Origin of the sequence: Thioalkalivibrio versutus, assembly GCF_001020955.1 — a bacterium.
In the GTDB taxonomy this organism is placed as follows: domain Bacteria; phylum Pseudomonadota; class Gammaproteobacteria; order Ectothiorhodospirales; family Ectothiorhodospiraceae; genus Thioalkalivibrio; species Thioalkalivibrio versutus.
On sequence record NZ_CP011367.1, the window covers coordinates 570,923 to 589,867 of the forward strand.

General features: G+C 65.9%; 16 protein-coding genes. 4 read left to right on the plus strand and 12 right to left on the minus strand.

Going from position 1 to position 18,945, the window contains the following annotated elements; all coding sequences use genetic code 11:
• Positions 1-69: 69 nt before the first annotated feature.
• The 7 genes from TVD_RS02760 to TVD_RS02790 form a co-directional block, all read right to left on the minus strand.
• Positions 70-909, minus strand: coding sequence for a hypothetical protein (locus TVD_RS02760; RefSeq protein WP_047250752.1), 840 nt, complete (start codon positions 907-909; stop codon positions 70-72).
• Positions 909-3,020 (minus strand): molybdopterin-containing oxidoreductase family protein, encoded by a 2,112-nt coding sequence (locus TVD_RS02765; protein WP_047250753.1) that lies wholly within the window; start codon positions 3,018-3,020, stop codon positions 909-911. Before TVD_RS02765 ends, TVD_RS02760 begins: the two co-directional genes overlap by 1 nt.
• A 389-nt stretch (positions 3,021-3,409) precedes the next feature.
• The gene (locus TVD_RS02770; RefSeq protein WP_082119062.1) at positions 3,410-5,128 is read right to left on the minus strand and encodes a potassium channel family protein; all 1,719 of its coding nucleotides are present in this window, start codon (positions 5,126-5,128) and stop codon (positions 3,410-3,412) included.
• 33 nt (positions 5,129-5,161) lie between these two features.
• Positions 5,162-5,545: a DUF6394 family protein gene (locus tag TVD_RS02775; protein ID WP_018146378.1), complete on the minus strand. Its 384-nt coding sequence runs from the start codon at positions 5,543-5,545 to the stop codon at positions 5,162-5,164.
• A 284-nt stretch (positions 5,546-5,829) separates the two neighbouring features.
• The gene (locus TVD_RS02780) at positions 5,830-6,297 is read right to left on the minus strand and encodes a HEAT repeat domain-containing protein (protein WP_047250754.1); all 468 of its coding nucleotides are present in this window, start codon (positions 6,295-6,297) and stop codon (positions 5,830-5,832) included.
• A gap of 475 nt (positions 6,298-6,772) precedes the next feature.
• Complete coding sequence (locus tag TVD_RS02785) at positions 6,773-7,720, minus strand: hypothetical protein (protein ID WP_047250755.1); 948 nt, start codon at positions 7,718-7,720, stop codon at positions 6,773-6,775.
• Between the two features lie 529 nt (positions 7,721-8,249).
• Positions 8,250-9,071 carry a matrixin family metalloprotease gene (locus TVD_RS02790; protein WP_047250756.1) on the minus strand — a complete coding sequence of 274 codons (822 nt, stop codon included), beginning with the start codon at positions 9,069-9,071 and terminating at the stop codon, positions 8,250-8,252.
• A gap of 477 nt (positions 9,072-9,548) precedes the next feature.
• On the opposite strand from TVD_RS02790, the gene TVD_RS02795 reads away from it, so the two are divergent.
• Positions 9,549-10,013, plus strand: a complete 465-nt coding sequence (locus TVD_RS02795; protein WP_047250757.1) for a hypothetical protein — start codon at positions 9,549-9,551, stop codon at positions 10,011-10,013.
• A 418-nt stretch (positions 10,014-10,431) separates the two neighbouring features.
• On the opposite strand, the gene TVD_RS02800 is transcribed toward TVD_RS02795, so the two are convergent.
• Entirely contained in the window at positions 10,432-10,803 is a 372-nt protein-coding gene (locus TVD_RS02800; RefSeq protein ID WP_018938830.1) for a rhodanese-like domain-containing protein, read from the minus strand.
• 136 nt (positions 10,804-10,939) lie between these two features.
• Between TVD_RS02800 and TVD_RS02805 the strand changes: the two genes are divergently transcribed.
• A complete protein-coding gene (locus TVD_RS02805) occupies positions 10,940-11,308 on the plus strand; it encodes a rhodanese-like domain-containing protein (protein ID WP_047251885.1) in 369 nt (122 codons plus the stop codon).
• A gap of 195 nt (positions 11,309-11,503) precedes the next feature.
• On the opposite strand, the gene TVD_RS02810 is transcribed toward TVD_RS02805, so the two are convergent.
• The gene (locus tag TVD_RS02810; RefSeq protein WP_047250758.1) at positions 11,504-11,707 is read right to left on the minus strand and encodes a hypothetical protein; all 204 of its coding nucleotides are present in this window, start codon (positions 11,705-11,707) and stop codon (positions 11,504-11,506) included.
• A 199-nt stretch (positions 11,708-11,906) separates the two neighbouring features.
• Between TVD_RS02810 and TVD_RS02815 the strand changes: the two genes are divergently transcribed.
• Together TVD_RS02815 and katG are read left to right on the plus strand one after the other, a co-directional pair.
• Positions 11,907-12,455, plus strand: a complete 549-nt coding sequence (locus TVD_RS02815) for a glutathione peroxidase (protein ID WP_047250759.1) — start codon at positions 11,907-11,909, stop codon at positions 12,453-12,455.
• A gap of 235 nt (positions 12,456-12,690) precedes the next feature.
• Positions 12,691-14,883 (plus strand): catalase/peroxidase HPI, encoded by a 2,193-nt coding sequence (katG, locus tag TVD_RS02820; RefSeq protein WP_205622082.1) that lies wholly within the window; start codon positions 12,691-12,693, stop codon positions 14,881-14,883.
• Between the two features lie 353 nt (positions 14,884-15,236).
• Here the strand turns inward: katG and TVD_RS02830 are convergent, their stop codons facing one another.
• The 3 genes from TVD_RS02830 to TVD_RS02840 form a co-directional block, all read right to left on the minus strand.
• Positions 15,237-16,436, minus strand: coding sequence for an NnrS family protein (locus TVD_RS02830; protein WP_047250762.1), 1,200 nt, complete (start codon positions 16,434-16,436; stop codon positions 15,237-15,239).
• 232 nt (positions 16,437-16,668) lie between these two features.
• On the minus strand, positions 16,669-17,001 hold the full coding sequence (locus TVD_RS02835; protein ID WP_018650482.1) for a DUF3634 family protein: 333 nt from the start codon (positions 16,999-17,001) through the stop codon (positions 16,669-16,671).
• A 157-nt stretch (positions 17,002-17,158) separates the two neighbouring features.
• Positions 17,159-18,526: a DUF2254 domain-containing protein gene (locus TVD_RS02840; protein WP_047250763.1), complete on the minus strand. Its 1,368-nt coding sequence runs from the start codon at positions 18,524-18,526 to the stop codon at positions 17,159-17,161.
• Positions 18,527-18,945: the final 419 nt, after the last annotated feature.

Genomic DNA, 18,945 nt, shown 5'->3' on the forward strand with positions numbered 1-18,945 from the left:
TCTCGACCTGTCACGCTTGATCCTGGTATCCGTGCTGACTGTGCCAGCTCCGGAAGCGGTGCGCCTTGGCTACAGCGTGTGCCCGGTGAGTCGTCGGTAGATGGCGAAGCCGGCCTCGCGGTCACGGCAGCGCAGGATGGCGGCGCGGCCCGGGGTGGAGGGATCGGGCTGCAGGTTCACGCCGGCCGACTCGGCGGCCCGGAAGTCGTCATCGCGCAGGTCGGCCTCGCCGAACACCGAGATCACGAAGCCACCGGGGATGGGCGGGGGCGGGGTGAACGCCTCGCCGTCGGCCAGCGCGACCCAGGCTGAAATGAACTCCGGGCCGTAGAAGTCGAAGAAGCCGTTGGAGCCGCGCAGGTGGGCCTCGATCGGCCGGCCGCCGATCAGTTCGATGTTGCAGAGGCCGCTGTAGCCGGCCAGGTTGCGGCGTACCCAGTCGGCGATCCAGGGCTCGATCTCGGGCGCGGCGGCACCGATCTCCCAGTAGATCGGGCGGGCGGCGTCCTTCGCCTCCGAACCGCGGGTGTGGGCAAACCAGCGGGCCGCGCCGTTCTCCACCAGGCAGTCGGTGCTGGTGTGGGTACCTTGCAGGCGCTGGCACCAGAAGCTGCCGGGCTCTGCCGGCACGTCGCCGGCCGGCAGGGTGCGTGCGTTCAGCCCCATGCCGGCCAGGTTGGTGATCGGCTTGACGAACACCTCGGCGTCCGCCGCGATGCCGAGGTCCGTAGGTGCCACGCCGCAGGGCGCGGCGGTCAGTCCGGCATCCAGGGCCAGATGCAGTTTGTCATAGACACGCCGGTGGTCCGGATTGAGCCGCCAGGCGGCGGCGTCGGACACGGCCACCTCCCGGCACGGCTCGGGCCGGAAGATATGCTCGCGTTCGGGGAGGACACCGACAAACGGCACTACCCGGCCTCCGCTTGGCGTTTTGCGTGGCCCGCCGCCAGGCGCTCCACCTCGCACAGGAGCGACTTGAACGCGGGAAACCCGCTGATCGGGTCCAGCGCGCGGTCGTCGGTCAGTTCGTTCACGTTGGCGTGGTTCCAGCCGTGCTGACAGTGCGCCACGCCGGGCTTGATGCGGTCCGTGACCTTGGCCACGAATGCCACGCGCCCGCGTGGCGAACGCACCTCTACCGTGTCGCCGTCGGCGATCCCGCGCGCGGCGGCATCCATCGGGTGCAGCTCCACCAGCGGCTCCGGCATCGCCCGGCGCATGCGCTCCAGCTGCTGGTGCTGCGAGTGGGTGGCGTGCTTGTGGCGGGCACCGCTGGTCAGCACCAGCGGATAGTCGCGGGCGAGCTCCGGCGTGGAGACCGGGCTCTCCGCCGGCTCACGGTAGACCGGCAGGCCGTCGTACCCAGCCGCGCGCAGTTCGGCGGCATCGAACTCTACCTTCCCGCTGACCGTGCGGAACCCGTTGATCCGGTACTGGCGGTCGCCTTCCTCGAAGCCGTACTCGAGCATGTCGTCCAGCGCCTTGGCGAACACGGTGACGCCGTCCGGGTCGTTATAGACCTGTTCGCGGATGGTCTCCGGTATGCCCTCGGCGGCCTCGGCCCAGCTGGCCTCCAGGTCGCCGTTCCAGAACTGCTCTCCCATCCCCAGGCGCACGCCCAGCTCCAGGAATACCTCGCCATCCGGGCGCGCCTCGCCGCGCGGGGCAACGGCGGCGTGGCGGTAGCGCAGCTCGCCGCGGAAGTTGCAGCCGGGGTAGGCGATCAGCGCCGCCCGCTCCAGGCTGGTGGCGGCCGGCAGCACGATGTCCGCCATGCGCGTGGCCGGGTTGTGGAAGAAGTCCGACGCGGCGAAGAAATCCAGGGCGCCCAGCGCCTGTTCCATGCGCTTCGAGTTCGGCCACATCGCGGTGTTGATGCCCATCGCCAGCAGGGCGCGAACCGGCTGTGGCTGCCCCTCGAGGATGGCATCCGGCAGCAGCATGCTTTGCGCCGCCGGCCAGTGGGCCGTCCACACCGGAAAGGTCTCGTCGCCGATGCGCGGCGGGAGGTTCTGCTTGCAGTGGTCGAACAGGTCGATGGGCCTGGGTGTGACCTTGTCGTTGAAGAAGCGGTTGCCGCCCTCGCGGTCGATGTTGCCGGTCACCGCGGCCAGCAGGATCACCGCGCGGTGGTTCTGGAAGCCGTTGGAATGCTGCACGGTGGCGGTGGGCGAAAGCATGATCTGCGCCGGCGCGTTGGCGGCATAGAGCTCGGCGGCGCGGCGCAGATCGGCCGCGTCGATGCCGCAGATCTGTGCGACACGCTCCGGCGGGAATTCGGCCACGTAGTCGCGGAAGGCCTGCACGCCGCTACCCCATTCGTCGAGGAAGGCCTGGTCCTGCCAGCCGTTTTCGAAGATCAGGTAATGCATGCCCAGCGCCAGCGCGCCATCGGTACCCGGGCGGATCTGCAGGTGCACCTCGGCCTGCTCCGCCAGCGGGGTCACCCGCGGGTCGACCACCACGGTCGCGCAGCCCGGGCGGGCCTCAGCCAGGGGGTGCTGGTGGAACGGCGGGATGGAACCGCGCGGGTTGGTGGACCACACCAGCAGGCAGCGGGTGGCATCCGAGGCGACGGTGGAGGAGGTCTTGATCTTGGTGCCGAAGGTCACCTCCTCCGCCACCTTGGTGGAGGAGAAGCAGCAGCCACTCTCGGTCAGGTAGTTGGGCGAGCCGAAGGCATGTGCCAGGCGCTGGAGCTGCGGCCGGGCCTCCTTGGTATAGCCGGCGAAGAAGGCCGCTGCCGGGGCCCCGTGTTCCTCGCGGGTGGCGCGCAGGCGCTCGGCGATGGTGTCCAGTGCCTCGTCCCAGGAGATGCGCTCGAACTGGCCGCTGCCGCGCGGGCCCGTTCGCCGCAGCGGGTACAGCAAGCGCTCCGGATGGTTGCGCCGGTCGAGCTGGACGTAGCAGCGCGGGCAGTCGGGGCCGTCAATGGCGACCGGCTCGCCGACGGCGTCCAGGGTGACGTCGATGGCACAGTTGGCATCGCACTCGTAACAGGTACTTTTCACGGTCGCCATCGGACGGTCTACCTTGTTCAGCGGTCGGTCCTGGTTGCTGCGCGGGCATTATGCCGGGAGCCTTCGGTCCGCCACGAACAACGCCTGGAACCGCGGGGCCACCTCCTTTTTACTCGTGGCCTGGGCGCCGATTAGCTTCGTTGGGGGTAAGGCAACACCTGGCACGGTCACTCGTGACAAAACACATCCCGTCATCCGGGCCAGAGCGCAGCGCAGAGCCGGGATCTCCGGGTTGAAGAGCCCCGGCGAGGAGGTCCTGGCTCACCGCTTTCGCTTTGCGGTGTCCGGGATGACCGGGTGTGGGGGCGGAACGGTATCGGTCCCCAACCGTTTGCCTCTGTCGATGCGCGTTTACGGACTTGCGTGCTGGCTGGTCTGCCTTGCGCGTCTCAGGCCGGTTGTCTGCGGGCCGCGCGGAGGGCACGGCAGATCCAGCCTTCCGGGGTATCTTCGCCGGTCAGCAGGTAACGCAGGGCGTGCGGGTCGCGCAGGGTGTGCGAGATGGTGAGGGCGCTCGCGAAGCGGCCGCAGAACAGCAGGTGGTCGCCGGGTTGCAGGGGCGTGTTGTCATCGGGCGCGAGGATGTCCTCGCCTCCGGCTTCGCGCCGTAGTAGCAGCACAATGCAGGCGTGTCGCTGGCGCACGGGATGGTCGGCGCGCAGCAGCTGGCCCAGGGTCACCGGCTCCTGCTCCAGATGGGCAAGGAGGGCCGGGGCTGTCCCCTCGTCCAGTTGCTCGTTCCAGATGGCCGGCACACGGTCGCCGACCACGGCCGTGATGGAGCTGACTTGCTCGTTCGCCCAGTCGGTTGTCTGGTTGCGGCTCAGTTCCAGGAAGCGCGGCAGGAGCGGCGAGGTCAGATGGGCCAGGATCGCCTCGGCGATCACCCGGTCGTGGCGCATCACCAGCGGCAGGTCGGCCGCCGCGAACAGGAGCGAATCGCACTCGCGGTTCTGGCGTCCGACCATGAACAGCTCCGGGTTCAGCTCGCGCGCGGTCATCACGATGGACAGGTTGTAGTCGTCGCGGCCGGTTCCGGCCACGATCCCGGAGGCGCTCTCGATGCCGGCCTCGTGCAGGGTGTCCGCCTCGGTGCCGCGGCCCTTGATGCAGTCGGGCGGACAGTCCGCGCCCTCGGGGTCCGTTTCCACCAGGGTTACCTCCACGCCCTCCTGGATCAGCCCGGCATGCACGGCCTTGCCGAAGCGCCCGAAGCCGCACAGGATCCAGCGCCCGCAGGGCGGGTCGATCGGCATCGGCAGCGGGCTCCCGGGGATGCTCCCAAGCCACTCGTGCAACAGGTGATGCGCGGGGGAATGCAGCGCGAGGGCGAGGCGCTGGCCGAAGATGTCGAACGGGTTGATGACCTGGTCAGTCCCGAACGAGGCCATGTTCTTCTCTGTGTCGTGGCTCTCGGCACGGCAGATCACGGGGCGCTCCGGGTTGAGGAGTTTGGCGGCAATGGCGATCCGCAGGTTCACCGCATCGTCGCTGGTCAGCGCCACCACACCCTGGCAGTGCGGGTTGAGGAGCCCGGCATCAAGCAGGCGATTGGCGATGCTGGCATCCGCGCACAGACCGGGGATCTGCAGCGGGTAATCCTCCAGAACCAGCTCGTTGATGCGATCCGGGTTCTGGTCGATCACCACGGCAAAGCCATTGCGCCCGAGCAGGGAACGCACCACCAGGGCCCCGGTGTCGCCATAACCGCACACGATATGGAACGGTCGCTGCAGCTTGCGGATCGTGCGGTCGAACGCATGCTGGCTGACGGCCAGGCGGAAGGCCGGGTCCTGGATCAGTGCGAGGATCTTGCCGATCGCATACAGCCAGGCCACCACCGACAGGTAAACGGCAACCACCGTCCACATCCTCTGCGCCTCGGTGAAGGCGTGGGGGATCTCGCCGAAGCCGATGGTGGTGGCCATGTAGGTCACGAAGTAGAAGGCATGGAAGAAATCCATGCGCCAGGGCTCCCCCTGATCGTCCACGCCGGGTATCAGCACCAGGCCGAGAACGGAGATCGCGTAGGCCGCCGTCAGCGCAAGCAGGGGTGCCCGCATGCGCCGCAGGAACAGGAACAGCACCTTGTTGATCGTGGGCCCCACGGCTCGTGGTGTCTGTAGCGCTCGCGGCCGCCGTCAGCGGCGCAGCGCCACCGTATCCGCGATCAGCAGCAGCACGGAGATCAGGTTGGCCACCATGGCCCCGCCCGCCAGGGAGACGATGCTGGCCATGAACATCGCATCCATGCCCCCGGCATGCACGTGGCTCGCATAGGCCCATACGGCCGCGGCCGCGATCAACTGCAGCACCGCGACCAGCGAACTGGCCAGAAGCAACGCCCCGGTCTGCGTCCGGTCCCCCAGCTTCAGGGCCGTCGCGATGACGTTTACCACGATGGCTGCGAACAGCTCGTACACATTGTGGTGCGCCGGATCATCGATCTCGCCGAGGAAGAACCCGAAGTTCAGCGTGAACGCCAGGATGATGAAAAAGCCGAAGATCACCTTCTCCAGGTTCATGCGCATGCTCCTTGTCGTTCGAGGTAACGGCTCCTGCCCGGCGCCGCGACACGGGCCCCGTCTTCATCCGCCCGCAGCATGGAGCATGGCCCAACAAGTCCCGGATGGCGAGGGCAGGGCGCGGATCTCCCCACGTGCCGAAATGCCAGGGGCCTTGTCATTGCGAGGCCTCGCAGAGGCCGCGGCAATCGGCCGAAGCGCCACGGTTGCGGACCGCTCGTGATCGGGCAGGGCAAAAGGCAAGACGGGACCCCAAATATCTTGCTCTGCCGATCCCGGGGCCGCTAATCCCAGAGGTGGCCCCAGCGTTTCCACCAGTCGCGGGCGATAGCGCGGTTGCCCGCATTCTCGCGTTCGTCGAGGACGGTCCCCAGGCGGATGTACTCGCCGCCGGTTTGCGAGGTCACCGTCGGATCCTGCGAAGCCAGCATCAGGGCGTACAGCGCGAGTTTCAGTTCCCACGGGTCATCGGAATCGAGGTAGGGCACGAGATGCGGGACCGCCGGCGCACCGATCCGGCCGAGCGCCTCGGCCGCGGTGTACCAGGTACGCGGATGCTCCTCGCCCCCGTAGGTCTCGGTGAACGCGCGATCCGACAGGCGTTCGAGGTAGTAGTGGATCTCGTCCCGGAGGCTGGCGAACCCCTCCGCGGTTCCGTCTGCCGCGGCGGCGGGCTGCTCCTGCGGCGCGGCACCCGTGGCGGCGGGTGGCTCCGCCGATGGCGGCCCGCCGGCGCAGCTAGCAAGCAGCATCCCGCCGGCCAGCCATGCGGCCAGCCACCAGCTAGAAGAGGGGCAAAACGGCAGGGGTTTGTCTTTCAAATGCCTTCCGATCCACGTATTGCCGAGGGTTTATCCGCACTCAATTTTCGGGGTCCCGTCTCCGGTAATGAGCCCCTTGCCGGGAGCCGGCCCCGCCTTGGCCCATCGGTACGGTCACTCTACGGTAACCGGCCACGTATGCGACGTCTTGTCCCGCGGGCCGCGGGTGGGCTTCAGGTGCAAGACCGGTGCAGGCCTGGGGCGCGCTGCGCCAAGGGCATCCCTCGAAGAGTGATCATTGCTTCGGAGGTTCGCAAAAGGCGAGGCCCCCTGTAACAGGGGGCCTCGTGCAGCCGTTAAAGCAGGATGGCTAGCAGGATGAGGACGGGAATCGGGATGCCGAGCGCCCAGAGCAGTATGTATTTCATGTCGATCTACCTCGCTGATTGGCAGCAATCTGTACGGTTCAATAGTGGACGCTGTCGCGCTGCCGACCGCCGATCGTGGCGGCGAAGCTGGCGCTGAACGCCCCGATCAGCAGTCCCAGGAACGTCCACAGAGAAAGTTTCGCCATCGCGCTCCGGGCCTCATCGGCCACCTGTCGCGCCTGCATTTCCAGTTCCTCCATCTGCGCCTGGACTTCGCGGATCCGGTTCTCCGCCTGGGACTGGCTGACGCCGGTGTTCTGCGCGATCAGTTGCGCGAGATACGCCCTGTCGCCATCCGACATATCGTCCCACCCGCGGGCGAGAATACGTACCGCCTCGGTGCGCATGGCGGTTCTGTCGGAGTCGGTTGCGCCGGCGTCGGGAGCCGCCCTGGCACGCTCTGGGCGAAACAAGATATCCGCGAAATAGTCGAGCGGACCGGTGGCGTCGCCTTCGGTCTGCCCATTAGCGCCTGCCATCATGGCAGCGCCGCCGGTCGTAACCGCTGCGCCGACAGCCGAAGCACCGGCCTGGGCGGTGCTGCCGATGATCGCCGTGGAGGCGGAAACGAGCAGAGCCGCCGTGACGACCACGCTAAGCGCCCAGACGAGGAAGCCGTGTGCGGTATCCCGGAAGAATACTTCGTCGGTATGCAGATCGGTCCACTGGGTGCGCAGTCGGCCGGCCAGGTAGCCGCCCATGGCGCCGGCGATGATGTGCACGAGTATCAGCCAGACGATGCTTGCGAACCCGATGCCCTCGGCCGACACGCCCTCTCCGGCCCACGGCGAGACCGCCGAGAATCCCAGGCCCGTGCCCAGGAGCAGAAAACTGAGCGACAGCGCCGTAGCGACCACGGCGCCTGCGATCACCGCGCCCCAGGAAACGCCGGAGCGGCGCGCCTCGTTACCGATGTCCGTGGTGAATGGGTCATGCATTCCCGATGTGGCGGAACGCCCCGCCAGAGTGGGCTCGACAGATGCCATGGCGACTTTCCTTCGTGACAAGTGGATGAGACTGCATGCTGCGGTGCAGTCGCTCCGGGGTTCTGTGCGTTGCCACACCTTGGCGTCCCGGCTCCTTTCCATCTGCTCGAGTTTCCGCGCCGTTTCAGGTTTTCACGGCGCGGGTCGCGAGGCGCGGGGCCATGCCCGCAAATGCCCGCAGCGGTAAGACCGGTCGATCCCCGGCGCTGCCAGGCAACCCCCTGTAGGCGCCCCGGCCTCCGGGCGATTGCGGTATCCACAGCACGCCATCGGTCAGAGGGCGGACCGCCTGAACAAACCGCGTCATTGCGGGGCCTCGCAGAGGCCGCGGCAAACGGTTGAAGTACCAAGGGGGTGGGCGAATTACGGTGGAGCGGGGACCAGGGAGCAAGACCTGCCCCGAATTTCCGAAACCCCGTCATTGCGAGGCCCCGCAGGGGCCGCGGCAATCGGTTGACGTGCCACGGGTGGGGGCCGCTCGTGGTGGAGCAGGGGCATGGGAAAGACCTGCCCCGGAATTGACTCGGGGCTATTTCTCGCCGATGCCAAGGCCGCTATCGACACCGGTCACGGGCACGATGCGGCCGTTCGGGTCAAGGAAGAGGTCGCTGGTGAATGCGCTTTCCCCGTCCTCGGTCGGCATCTCGGCCAGTTGGGTGTCGAGGGTATTGGCGGGGCGCCCGTAGAGCCGCTGGACTCCGCGCAGATCGCCGGGCTGCAGGTCGGCAAAGTCCTCGGTGTACCTGAATCCCATCACCTGCCCGGATGGCCCGGGATGGTCCAGGCCGGTGGCGTGACCGATCTCGTGAGTCAGCGTATAGCGGATGTCGTACACATCCTTGTTGCCGTCGAATCCGACCTTCCACTCGTGAGCAGGATTCAGACACACCAGCGACTGTTCGATGGTGCGCACATCCACTTCCCCGTCGGACGAGTAGGAAACGTTGGAGAAATCGTCCGAATCGGTTGCGTAGGCTACGTTGGCGAATGCCCGTCCACGTGGCTGCCCCTGGGCACCGAGGATGATATCCGCCTCCCGGGTATCGCTTACCTTGTGGAATGACAGACCGGCCGCGCGCTCCCAAACCCGAAACGCCGCCGCGGCCTCGCGATCCAGCGTCTCCATGGAGAGGGCTTCGCCCAGAAGCTCGTCAATCGGTGCGAGATCGCGGCAGTTGTGCGCATCATCGAACCGTAGCGCCTCCCCGGCAAAGGCATAGCTGATGCTGGCCCCCACCCCTAACTGCTGGTCTCCCCACTTCACCTTGTAGCCATCTAGCTTGAGCAGCCGATACCCACCGTCGTCGGCAAGGGCCGGCAGCGGGAGTGCCAAGGGCAGAAAGCCGGCCATTACCAAGGCCAGCGCGGGAAGGTGTGCATGCGTGACTGATCGCACCGCAGTCTCTCCTGGTCGGGCCCCGTCAAGAGCGCCTTCAGGGCGCGCGAGGCTCCCGCGCAGCGTAACATAACGGACGACTAACGCTTATGTGGGACATCGAACCGACGAAGCAGTCGGTCACACCCAGAGTCCGCACGGGGCGTCCTGCGATCAGCGCACCGTACTCGGCTCAATCTGCGGCGTGGACCCGCGCAGGCGAGGGTGGGCGCGTATCCAAAGCCGAACCAATAACCCCGCAGTGCCGTCATTGCGGGCTTCGAAGAGGCCGTGGCAATCGGTTGAAGCCCCACGAATCCGGGTCGCTGGCGCGGAGCAGGCGCATAACCGAAGCCCTACGGGGTCAAACCTTGCCCTTTGCCCGCGCCTACTGCCCGTGCCGGAAAGCCAGACTGGATTGGAGAGACGCGTTTGACGAATCGATCGTGGCCCGTGCTGGGCCTTTGCATCTCCCTGGTTTTCGCCGGCGCAGCCTGGGCGGACACCACGGAGCTGGACGGCGACTGGGCCTGTCCTGCCGTAATGCAACTGGCCGCCATTGGCTCGAGCCAGCTGAATCTGCAGCTCGATACGCGCTCCCGTCTGCATCCGGACGGGCGGTACAAGAGCGAGGGCGATGCCGTGGCCCAGTTCGGCCTGTGGCCGCTCACGCTGATCGCGACCAGCGAGGGGCAGTGGCAGCGCGAGGAGCAGCAGCTCACGCTCACCGTGGAAGCCCTGGACCTGTCGCCCGGCTCCCCATCAGGTGTCGAACTCCAGCGCCAGCTGATCCGGCAGATCACTACGCGGCTACCGGAACTCCCGCATACGGAGGTCACGCGGATCGTCGCCGAATCGCCCACGCGCCTCGTGGTCGAGCACGCGTCCGGCGAACGGTACACCTGCCAACGCCTGTGAGCCCTCGCGCGGGCGCAGACCGAGATCTGCCCCGTCTTCCCCTTTCCTGATTAACAATCAGGGTCAGCCAGTCACGGGGATCATCCGGGGACGACAATGGCCCTTGCCCCTGCACTGTCATCCCGGCCGGAGCGAAGCGGAGAGCCGGGATCTCCCCCGTCGGGACAATCCCAGCAGCCGCCGAGATCCCGGATAACCGCTACGCGGTTTCCGGGATGACGAAAAAGAAGGCGCGTAGAGCCGCTGGGCGCGTACCGCTGCGCTCCAGGGCCACCTTCGGCCGCCAGGTGCTGGACACACCCGAGCCCGCACGGTCCTTGGACCAGGCTGACCCTCGTGGAGAATCAGTGTTTCCTTAAGACGGGGCAACGGGCAAGGTCGGAAAATCTGAAGCTGGACCCCCAAGGCCGTCCGGTCGTCAGGCGGAGCTCTCGGAGGTGTCGTTTGCCTTCTGGTAGGCGCGCAGTCCCCCGGCGATGGACTGGACATTGGTATAGCCCAGATCCACCAGCTGGGCCGCCGCCAATGCCCCGCGGTTGCCACCATTGCAGAAACAGACCATGGGCGCGTCCTTGTCTGGTGCGACTCCCTCGATCTGACGCGTGATGGAATCCAGCGCTACATTGCGGGCGCTCGGCAGGCTGCCTTTCTGGTACTCCCCGGGTTCGCGCACATCAATGGCCACCGCACCGGATGCCAGGCTGGCGTCTACCTGTTGCGGCTCGATCTCCTTGATGCGAGCGCGCGCGGCTTGCGCCCGACGGAGAAACTCTTCGTCGTGATGATCCATAATGATTTTCCTTTCGGCGATGGTTTTTCGCGCGGTCAGTGCTGAGAACAGCCCATCCTCGCCGCGTCGCGAATTAGGTACGGGACAGAAGACAAAGTTCGACCGCGTTCTTGCCCGTGGACAGGAGGTGATCACGATGGGTTTGAGCCAGTGGTGGCCGTTCGGCCGCGTGCCGGAAATGAGCCCCGAGGAACTGGCGCAGGCGATGGAGAACGCCCAGGTGCAAGTGCTGGATGTGCGCACCAGTGTCGAGCATCGTCGGAGTCGTATCCCGGGCGCGCGTCACCTCCCGATCACGCAGTTTTCCAAGCGACGCCTGGCGGACCTGGAACTCGATCCCGATCGTCCCGTGGTGGCCATCTGCCTCAGTGCACACCGCAGCATCCCTGCCGTGCGCAAGCTGCGGGCCCGCGGCTACGAGGCCCGCCAGCTTCGCGGCGGCATGCTCGCCTGGTGGCGGGCAGGACTGCCATGCGAGCGGGGAAACGAAGGCGTCGGTGGATAAGACCTGCCACCGTCACGCGGGCCAGGTAAGCCAAGAAACGGGGCGGCCATTCCCCTTGGCCGCATGCTCTCGGAGTGCAAGGGCCCCGTTTGCGGCCCAGGGGCCAGCGTGCGCGCCCTTGGAGCGGCCGTTGCGGTCAGGAGCGCCGAGTAAACGCAGTTCGCGGCTTGCGTCCGTCCCCGGCCGGCCGGTATCTCAGTCGTCGTCCTTGTCCTGCTTGCTGCCCGGAGTGACGGCACGTCCCACCGCTCCGGCGGTCTTGCCGGTCGCCTTTGCGGCGCCGGTGGTGACGCTGACGGCGGCGCTTCCCGTGGCACCGGCGACCTTCACGGCCGTGCAGCCCGTGGTCAGCGGCAGGATGATGGCAAGCAGCAGGAGCGGGCGGATGTAGGCAATCATCGGCTAGAGACTTCGTTGATGTCTGCGATCAAGGGTACGCCCGTCATGTCTGTGAGGCCATGGCGTGTCCAAAAGGGAGCACCGAAATGGAGGATGTTCGGCGCCATCGTGGCCCCGGGCTGGCGGTCACGAACCAGCCCTCCACAGAACCCGCAGGTGCGCCGTTGGTCTGAAGGCCGAGCCCCTGTGGAGACTTGCGATGTCCCGTTTTGCGCCCCTGTTCGCTTCCCTGTTGCTGGTGCTGCCGATGGCCTGCGCAACCGCCACGGAGCCCGATACCGAGGCCTTGTTCCAGCACGAGCTGGGCCGGTTGCACGCGTCCGAGATGGTCAGCCTGCAGGAACGCTTCCAGGGCCATCCGCTGCTGATCATCAATACCGCCAGCCACTGTGGATACACCGACCAGTTCGGTGGGCTGGAACAATTGCATCAGGACTACCGGGACCAGGGGCTGAAGGTGGTGGGCTTCCCTTCCCACGACTTCAATCAGGAGGCCGACGACGAGGCCGAAACCGCCCGGGTGTGCTTCGAGAACTTCGGCGTCACCTTCGACATGTTCAGGCCGATCAGTGTGCGCGGCGCGGACGCCCACCCGATCTTTCGCGAACTGGCGCGCCAGGCCGCCGCCCCGCGCTGGAACTTCTACAAGTACGTGGTGGACCGAGAGGGGCGGGTGGTCGCGCACTTCCCCAGCCAGGCTGGCCCCGGGTCCCCCGAGCTGCGCCGAGCGATCGAGAGCATCTTGTAGCCCATCGCGCTATAGATCCTCTCGCGGAAAGATAGCGGGAGACTATCTAGATCATGGTTAATATCAACTGGAACTAATGGCTCGTGAGGCCTAGCTTCAAGGGCAGGTGGACGGTGAAGCCCACCCTGGCCGAAGGTGGCCCTGGGTCGGAACGGCTTGCGGTCCCTGAGGAAAGCCATCGATTACACATGGATGACGGCTTCCGAAACATGAACCAGCTGAACGCAGCGAAAAAATGGAGAACGATATGGGTGAGCATCAGAACATGGGCAAATGCCCGGTCATGCATGGCGGCGAGACCGCCGCTGGCCATTCGGTCATGGACTGGTGGCCGGAAGCGCTGAACCTGGACATCCTCCATCAGCATGACCGCAAGACCAACCCGATGGGCGAGGACTTCGACTACCGGGAAGAGGTCAAGAAGCTCGACTTCGACGCCCTGAAGAAGGATATGCACGCGCTGATGACCGAGAGCCAGGCGTGGTGGCCGGCCGACTGGGGCCATTACGGCGGGCTGATGATCCGCATGTCCTGGCACGCGGCCGGCACCTACCGTATTGCCGATGGCCGCGGTGGCGGTGGCACCGGCAACCAGCGTTTCGCACCGATCAACAGCTGGCCGGACAACGTCAGCCTGGACAAGGCGCGCCGCCTGCTGTGGCCGATCAAGAAGAAATACGGCAACAAGGTCAGCTGGGCGGATCTGATGATCCTGGCCGGTACCGTGGCCTACGAGAACATGGGTCTGAAGACCTTCGGCTTCTCCTTCGGGCGCGAGGATATCTGGCATCCCGAGAAGGACACCTACTGGGGTGCAGAGAAGGAATGGCTGGCACCCTCCGACGAGCGCTACGGCGACGTCGACAAGCCCGACACCATGGAGAACCCCCTGGCAGCCGTCCAGATGGGCCTGATCTATGTGAACCCGGAAGGGGTCAACGGCAAGCCCGACCCCCTCAAGACCGGCGAGCAGGTCCGCGAGACCTTCGCCCGCATGGCCATGAACGATGAAGAGACCGCGGCGCTGACCGCCGGCGGCCACACCGTGGGCAAGTGCCACGGCAATGGCGATGCCGGTGCGCTGGGTCCGGATCCCGAAGGGGCCGATGTCGAGGAACAGGGCTTCGGCTGGAAGAATCCCAACATGCAGGGCAAGGCCGCCAACGCCGTCTCCTCGGGCATCGAGGGTGCCTGGACCACCCATCCGACGAAGTTCGACATGGGGTACTTCGACCTGCTGTTCGGCCATGAGTGGGAGCTGAAGAAGAGCCCCGCCGGCGCCTGGCAGTGGGAGCCGATCGAGATGAAGGAGGAGGACAAGCCGGTAGATGCCAGCGATCCCTCGATCCGCCACAACCCGATCATGACCGACGCCGACATGGCGATGAAGATGGATCCGAAGTACCGGGCCATCTGCGAGAAGTTCATGGCCGATCCCGCGTACTTCCAGGACTGCTTCGCCCGCGCCTGGTTCAAGCTGACCCACCGTGACCTGGGCCCGAAGACCCGCTACATCGGTCCGGAAGCGCCGCAGGAAGACCTGATCTGGCAGGACCCGGTGCCGGCCGGCAACACCGACTACTGCGTCGAGGCGACCAAGAAGAAGATCGCCGAGAGCGGCCTCAGCATCGCCGAGATGGTCAGCACGGCCTGGGACAGCGCCCGCACCTTCCGCGGCTCCGACATGCGCGGCGGCGCCAACGGCGCCCATATCCGCCTGGCTCCGCAGAAGGACTGGGAGGGCAACGAGCCGCAGCGCCTGGACCGGGTGCTCAAGGTCTACGAGCAGCTCTCCGCCGAGACCGGCGCCAGCGTGGCCGACCTGATCGTGCTGGGTGGCAGCGTGGGCATCGAGCAGGCCGCCCGGGCGGCCGGATACGATGTCCTGGTGCCGTTCAATCCGGGGCGTGGCGATGCCAGCGCCGAGATGGTCGACGTCGACTCCTTCGCGCCGCTGGAGCCGCTGGCGGATGGCTTCCGCAACTGGCTGAAGAAGGACTACGTGGTCAAGCCGGAGGAGATGCTGCTCGATCGCGCCCAGCTGATGGGCCTGACCGCGCCGGAGATGACCGTGCTGATCGGCGGGATGCGCGTGCTCGGCACCAACCATGGCGGCAGCAAGCATGGCGTGTTCACCGGCCGTGAAGGCCAGTTGACCAACGACTTCTTCGTCAACCTGACCGACATGGCCAACGCCTGGAAGTCTGCGGACAACGGCATCTATGAGGTCCGCGACCGCAAGAGCGACCAGGTGAAGTGGACTGCCAGCCGCATCGACCTGGTGTTCGGCTCCAACTCCATCCTGCGCAGCTACGCCGAGGTGTATGCCCAGGACGACAACGAGGAGAAGTTCGTGAAGGACTTCGTCAGGGCCTGGACCAAGGTGATGAACGCCGACCGCTTCGATCTGGAGCAGTACCAGCAGTAAGCACGGCCTGAACCGGGCAGTTTGCCCGGCATGCAGACCAGGACGCCCGGGACACCATCCCGGGCGTTTTTTTGTGCCGAGGGTTCGGCTACTGCTGCCCGGTGCGCGAATTCCCGGTCGCCCCCGACCTTCGGCTCCCGCGACCGCCGGAGGGCAACCGCCCGCGCCTGCTCCTCCAGGCCTGGCTGGCCCCTGCGAGCCCGTACCCACTCGGCCTCCGGGGGGGGTAAACGCCGTCCGGCCTTCACCCGACGCGTGTTTCGATGCTCAGGTCGGGCCGTCCAGGACCTTCAACGAGCCCTTCGAACCCGGACAAGCTCGTCAAGCCAATCGGTTGCTTGGCAGTTCGGTAGCTAGCCGTAACGCCCGTCGACGCGCGGTTTGACCAGCATCGGGGCATAAACCCAGAGAAACCCGGCGAAGGCCGCGATCCACAGGAGTTGCGAGGCGCTCATCCAGCTGGCGGTCAAGGCCGGCCAGAGCAGGGGGCCGGCCACCCGTACCAGCGCCCCGATGGCCAGCAGGCCGAAGAGCAGCCCGAGGACCCGCGGCGGGTCAAACACGTTGCGTCCGGTATGGCCCAGGGCGACGCGCGTCATCATCCCCAGGGTCATCATGCCGATACCCCCGTAGGTGAAGGCGTGCAGCGCGGCCATCGGGTTAAGGGGCGTGAATTCGGCCACGGCCCGCAGGGCAAAGCCGACCACGATCCAGCCGTAGGCCATCATCAGCACCCAGAGCAGTGGCTTGCGCCACAGCGCCGGCGTATGCCAGCCCGCCCAGCGCATGCCATGCGCCACGGCCAGCCCAGCCGCCAGTCCCGCCGCGACCGGTGCCCATGGCAGGAACACCTCCACCAGCCAGAAGGCGAGCAGCAGTACCAGGGCGAGGCGGTCCAGCCAGTCCCGGTTCACCGGCGTAAAGGCACCATCCAGCCCGCGCTCGATAAAGAACGGGATGACCCGGCGCCCCATCATCAGGATCAGCGACAGCACCAGGTAGACCCCGGAGTAGAGCCCCAGGCGCTGGCCGCCATCGAGCAGATCGAAGGCGCCCAGGTAGAACAGGCCGTTGCTCGCCCCCAGCAGCGCGATCTTGCCGATCACGGCGAGCTGGGCCCATTGGCGCGTCTGCCATACCGGGCGGGCCAGGGCGGCCAGCAGCCACAGGGTAAAGCCGAGATCGAACAGCGCCATGGCCACCAGCCCGGGGTCCCCGAACAACGCCGCCACCCGGCCGCCGAGCCAGAGCCCGGCCAGCACCAGCAGCGCGGGCCCTTGGGTTGTTTGTACCCCGGTCCAGTTGCGTACGGCCGTGAGCAGGAACCCGGCGACGACCGCCATGGCGTAGCCGAAGATCAGGGTATGGCCGTGCCAGGCGAAGGGCCCGCCAAAGGCGGCCGTGGGCAGCGCCGCCATGTCGAATTGGTAGAGCCAGGTCCACAGACCCACGACCAGCACGGCGTACAGCCCTGCCAGCAAGAAGAACGGGCGAAAGCCCAGATGGCTCAGGGCAAACCGATACGGTCCCGGCTCTTCGATATTCAGCTTCAACAGCGCCCCCTTGGCCCTGCGGGGCTAGTACCCGCCATCTCTACGCGAACCACCCAGAATTCAGGTTCGCACCCGCTCATATAATGCATGCGGGTTAAATCTTTTTGCGAGCCTGGGTTCTTCGTCATTGCGAGGCCTCGCAGAGGCCGTGGCAATCGGTCGGAATGGCCTGGATGCCGCTCGATTGCCACGGGACCAAAAGCCAGGGACTGACCCCGAGCCCCGCGCCTCGCTATCCCGTCGCGCGCATGCCGCCGCCTCCCCCTCCGCCGGGCGGGGGTGTCCAGACGTTGCGAAAGGCCTGATGCGTCTTCGGTGGGAGGTGGCGGGAGAAGCGCAACTCGACACCCCGGTCGGTGCGCACGGCCTGGATCCGGCCCTGCTTCAGCCCGTATCGTCGAGCGACGTCCTCGCAGCCCCGCACGAACCCGGACGGCGGCTTGCCGCGCCGCACGCGGGCAGCGCCATCGCGCAGCTCCACCGAAAACACCAGCCGGGCATGCCAGAGCATCAGCGCGACGCCAAGCCCCAGCAGGGCGAACATGATCAGGAACGTGAGCAGCATGATGGATGGCGGGACAAGGGTGCGCCCCAGTGTAGCGCACCCCATCCGCAGTTCTTCGCCTCCGCTCGTCGGCGACTCGTCACCGCAATAGCCCATTTGCGGGCCCAAAAGCCCCGTGTAAGCCCTGGAAATAGCCCTTCAAATTCTCAAAGCCGCGTTAACTCAGTCCGTTACCGTGGTCCGACCCCGTCATTGGCGACACGCTCAACAATTGTTTCGCATATTCAAAGCGTTCCTCTACCTTCTGGCGGTCCTCAACTTCGGGCTGTCTCTCACTAGCCCCACGGGCAATCATTTCAGCGTGCCGTAACAGCGCAGCGCGATCCTCTGGCCGCTGTACGAATCTCGCGACCTCGGCGATCGTTTCCAGCAGGCGGACAGTAACCGCGGTGTTCGAGCGGGACACTTGTCGGATCTGGTTGAAGGCCGCATCTGTGACGTCCACAAAAGTAGACCCTGGAGCAATCACCCTCAGCTGATCCGTACTGTCATAACGATAGGGCGATGGCATGTCTCGCGTAGCCAAACGACTCAACGCGGACGCCAGGTGGTCTACGCACGTAATTGCCGTGAACGGGTCATTCACTCCCGAGGAGAGGGCACGCAGAGCGACCTCCACGAGTTGGGTAACCGCGAACTCGATGTCCTGGCCCGAAGTCCGCTGGTTACCCAGGGCGAAGGTGTTGTTGACCTGATCCGCAGGCACGTCGGCGGCCCTTTCTCCCGGCCAGACCAGCATCAGGGGGCCACCGGAGACCACATAGTCGCCGGGTACTCGCTCCAGTCGAATGACCACATCCTTTTGCATCGCCAACTCGATCAAGGCGTCCGTGTCGATGAACTGAATGTATCCGTCCGCGCTCGCTCGAATGGGACGAGCCTCCCGGTCAAATACGTCCAGAAATGCCGACTCGGGTGGTGTTGCCGACGTCCGTGGCGTCCCCTGCCCGATGTGTTCCGGAAACAGGCGGTCCACCCCGGCGATCAACTCGTCGCTCACGCGCGCCACGATTTCGTTGGCCTGCATCGAAACAGACACGTGGTGAATGAAGTAGATCAGCACCCCCACGCTCGCGACCGCAAAGAGTACGCCGAGCGTGATTGATATATGAGGAACGAAAGCAACCTCCTCCGCGCGCCGGATGGTAAGGAGGACCAGCAAGCAATACAGGAAGGTGGCGACGAACGTGCCCAGCACGACCTGAGTCGTCGTATCGCGCAGGAAATTGCGGAGCAAGCGCGGCCCCAACTGCGACGTCGCCAGCGACAGGGCGACCAGCGTCATCGAAAACACAACTCCAGCGATGGTGATCATCGATCCGGCGATGACCCCCAGCACGGCGCTGGCCCCCTCGGCTCCACCGGTGAATGTCCAGCCCCACGAACGCAACAACCAGTTCGTCACCGGCCTATCCAGGGCGACGCTTATAAAGGCCAAAAACACCGCGCCCAGGGCCATCATGGTGGGGATGAACCATAAGCTGGATCGAATGCGGTCCCAATACCTGAAAGTCAGTGTTTTCACTATGACGCCTCATTCACTCACATGCTGTTCGCCGAGTTACCGTGGTCCGACACCGTCTTCCTCCATTCTCCCGACCCCGGGAGATCCTATCTTCCGTGGAGGATGACCAAGGCCGTTAGAAGCATCACGTTCGCGGCGAGGGATGCCCATAGGACGATCGTCTTCCAGTCTGGACGGGGTGGGGCCCCGGTTGTCGAGTGCGACGTCTGAGCCGGGCGAGTCCGGCGGACGTCAGCACCAGGTTTGGATGTTCCCCCGGTTCGATCACCCCTCGCTTTCTTGGTATGGGGCGTTTGTTTCTCCTGGACATAGTCGCGATCGTAAAGCCCCATCTCTGTCTCCTTTTTTGTACTACTCCGTTTCTACAGCAGAGTACGCCGCGTGTCGTCAGGACCGGAAGGGGCGGGGGAAAAGGTTGA

Bases quoted from the DNA above. Each gene is read 5' to 3' on its own strand.
- TVD_RS02785 (WP_047250755.1), bottom strand. From the start codon at position 7,720: ATGGCATCTGTCGAGCCCACTCTGGCGGGGCGTTCCGCCACATCGGGA.
- TVD_RS02805 (WP_047251885.1), top strand. From the start codon at position 10,940: ATGGGTTTGAGCCAGTGGTGGCCGTTCGGCCGCGTGCCGGAAATGAGC.
- TVD_RS02790 (WP_047250756.1), bottom strand. From the start codon at position 9,071: ATGGCCGGCTTTCTGCCCTTGGCACTCCCGCTGCCGGCCCTTGCCGAC.
- TVD_RS02815 (WP_047250759.1), top strand. From the start codon at position 11,907: ATGTCCCGTTTTGCGCCCCTGTTCGCTTCCCTGTTGCTGGTGCTGCCG.
- TVD_RS02765 (WP_047250753.1), bottom strand. From the start codon at position 3,020: ATGGCGACCGTGAAAAGTACCTGTTACGAGTGCGATGCCAACTGTGCC.
- TVD_RS02775 (WP_018146378.1), bottom strand. From the start codon at position 5,545: ATGAACCTGGAGAAGGTGATCTTCGGCTTTTTCATCATCCTGGCGTTC.
- katG (WP_205622082.1), top strand. From the start codon at position 12,691: ATGGAGAACGATATGGGTGAGCATCAGAACATGGGCAAATGCCCGGTC.
- TVD_RS02835 (WP_018650482.1), bottom strand. From the start codon at position 17,001: ATGCTGCTCACGTTCCTGATCATGTTCGCCCTGCTGGGGCTTGGCGTC.
- TVD_RS02780 (WP_047250754.1), bottom strand. From the start codon at position 6,297: ATGCTGCTTGCTAGCTGCGCCGGCGGGCCGCCATCGGCGGAGCCACCC.
- TVD_RS02810 (WP_047250758.1), bottom strand. From the start codon at position 11,707: ATGATTGCCTACATCCGCCCGCTCCTGCTGCTTGCCATCATCCTGCCG.
- TVD_RS02800 (WP_018938830.1), bottom strand. From the start codon at position 10,803: ATGGATCATCACGACGAAGAGTTTCTCCGTCGGGCGCAAGCCGCGCGC.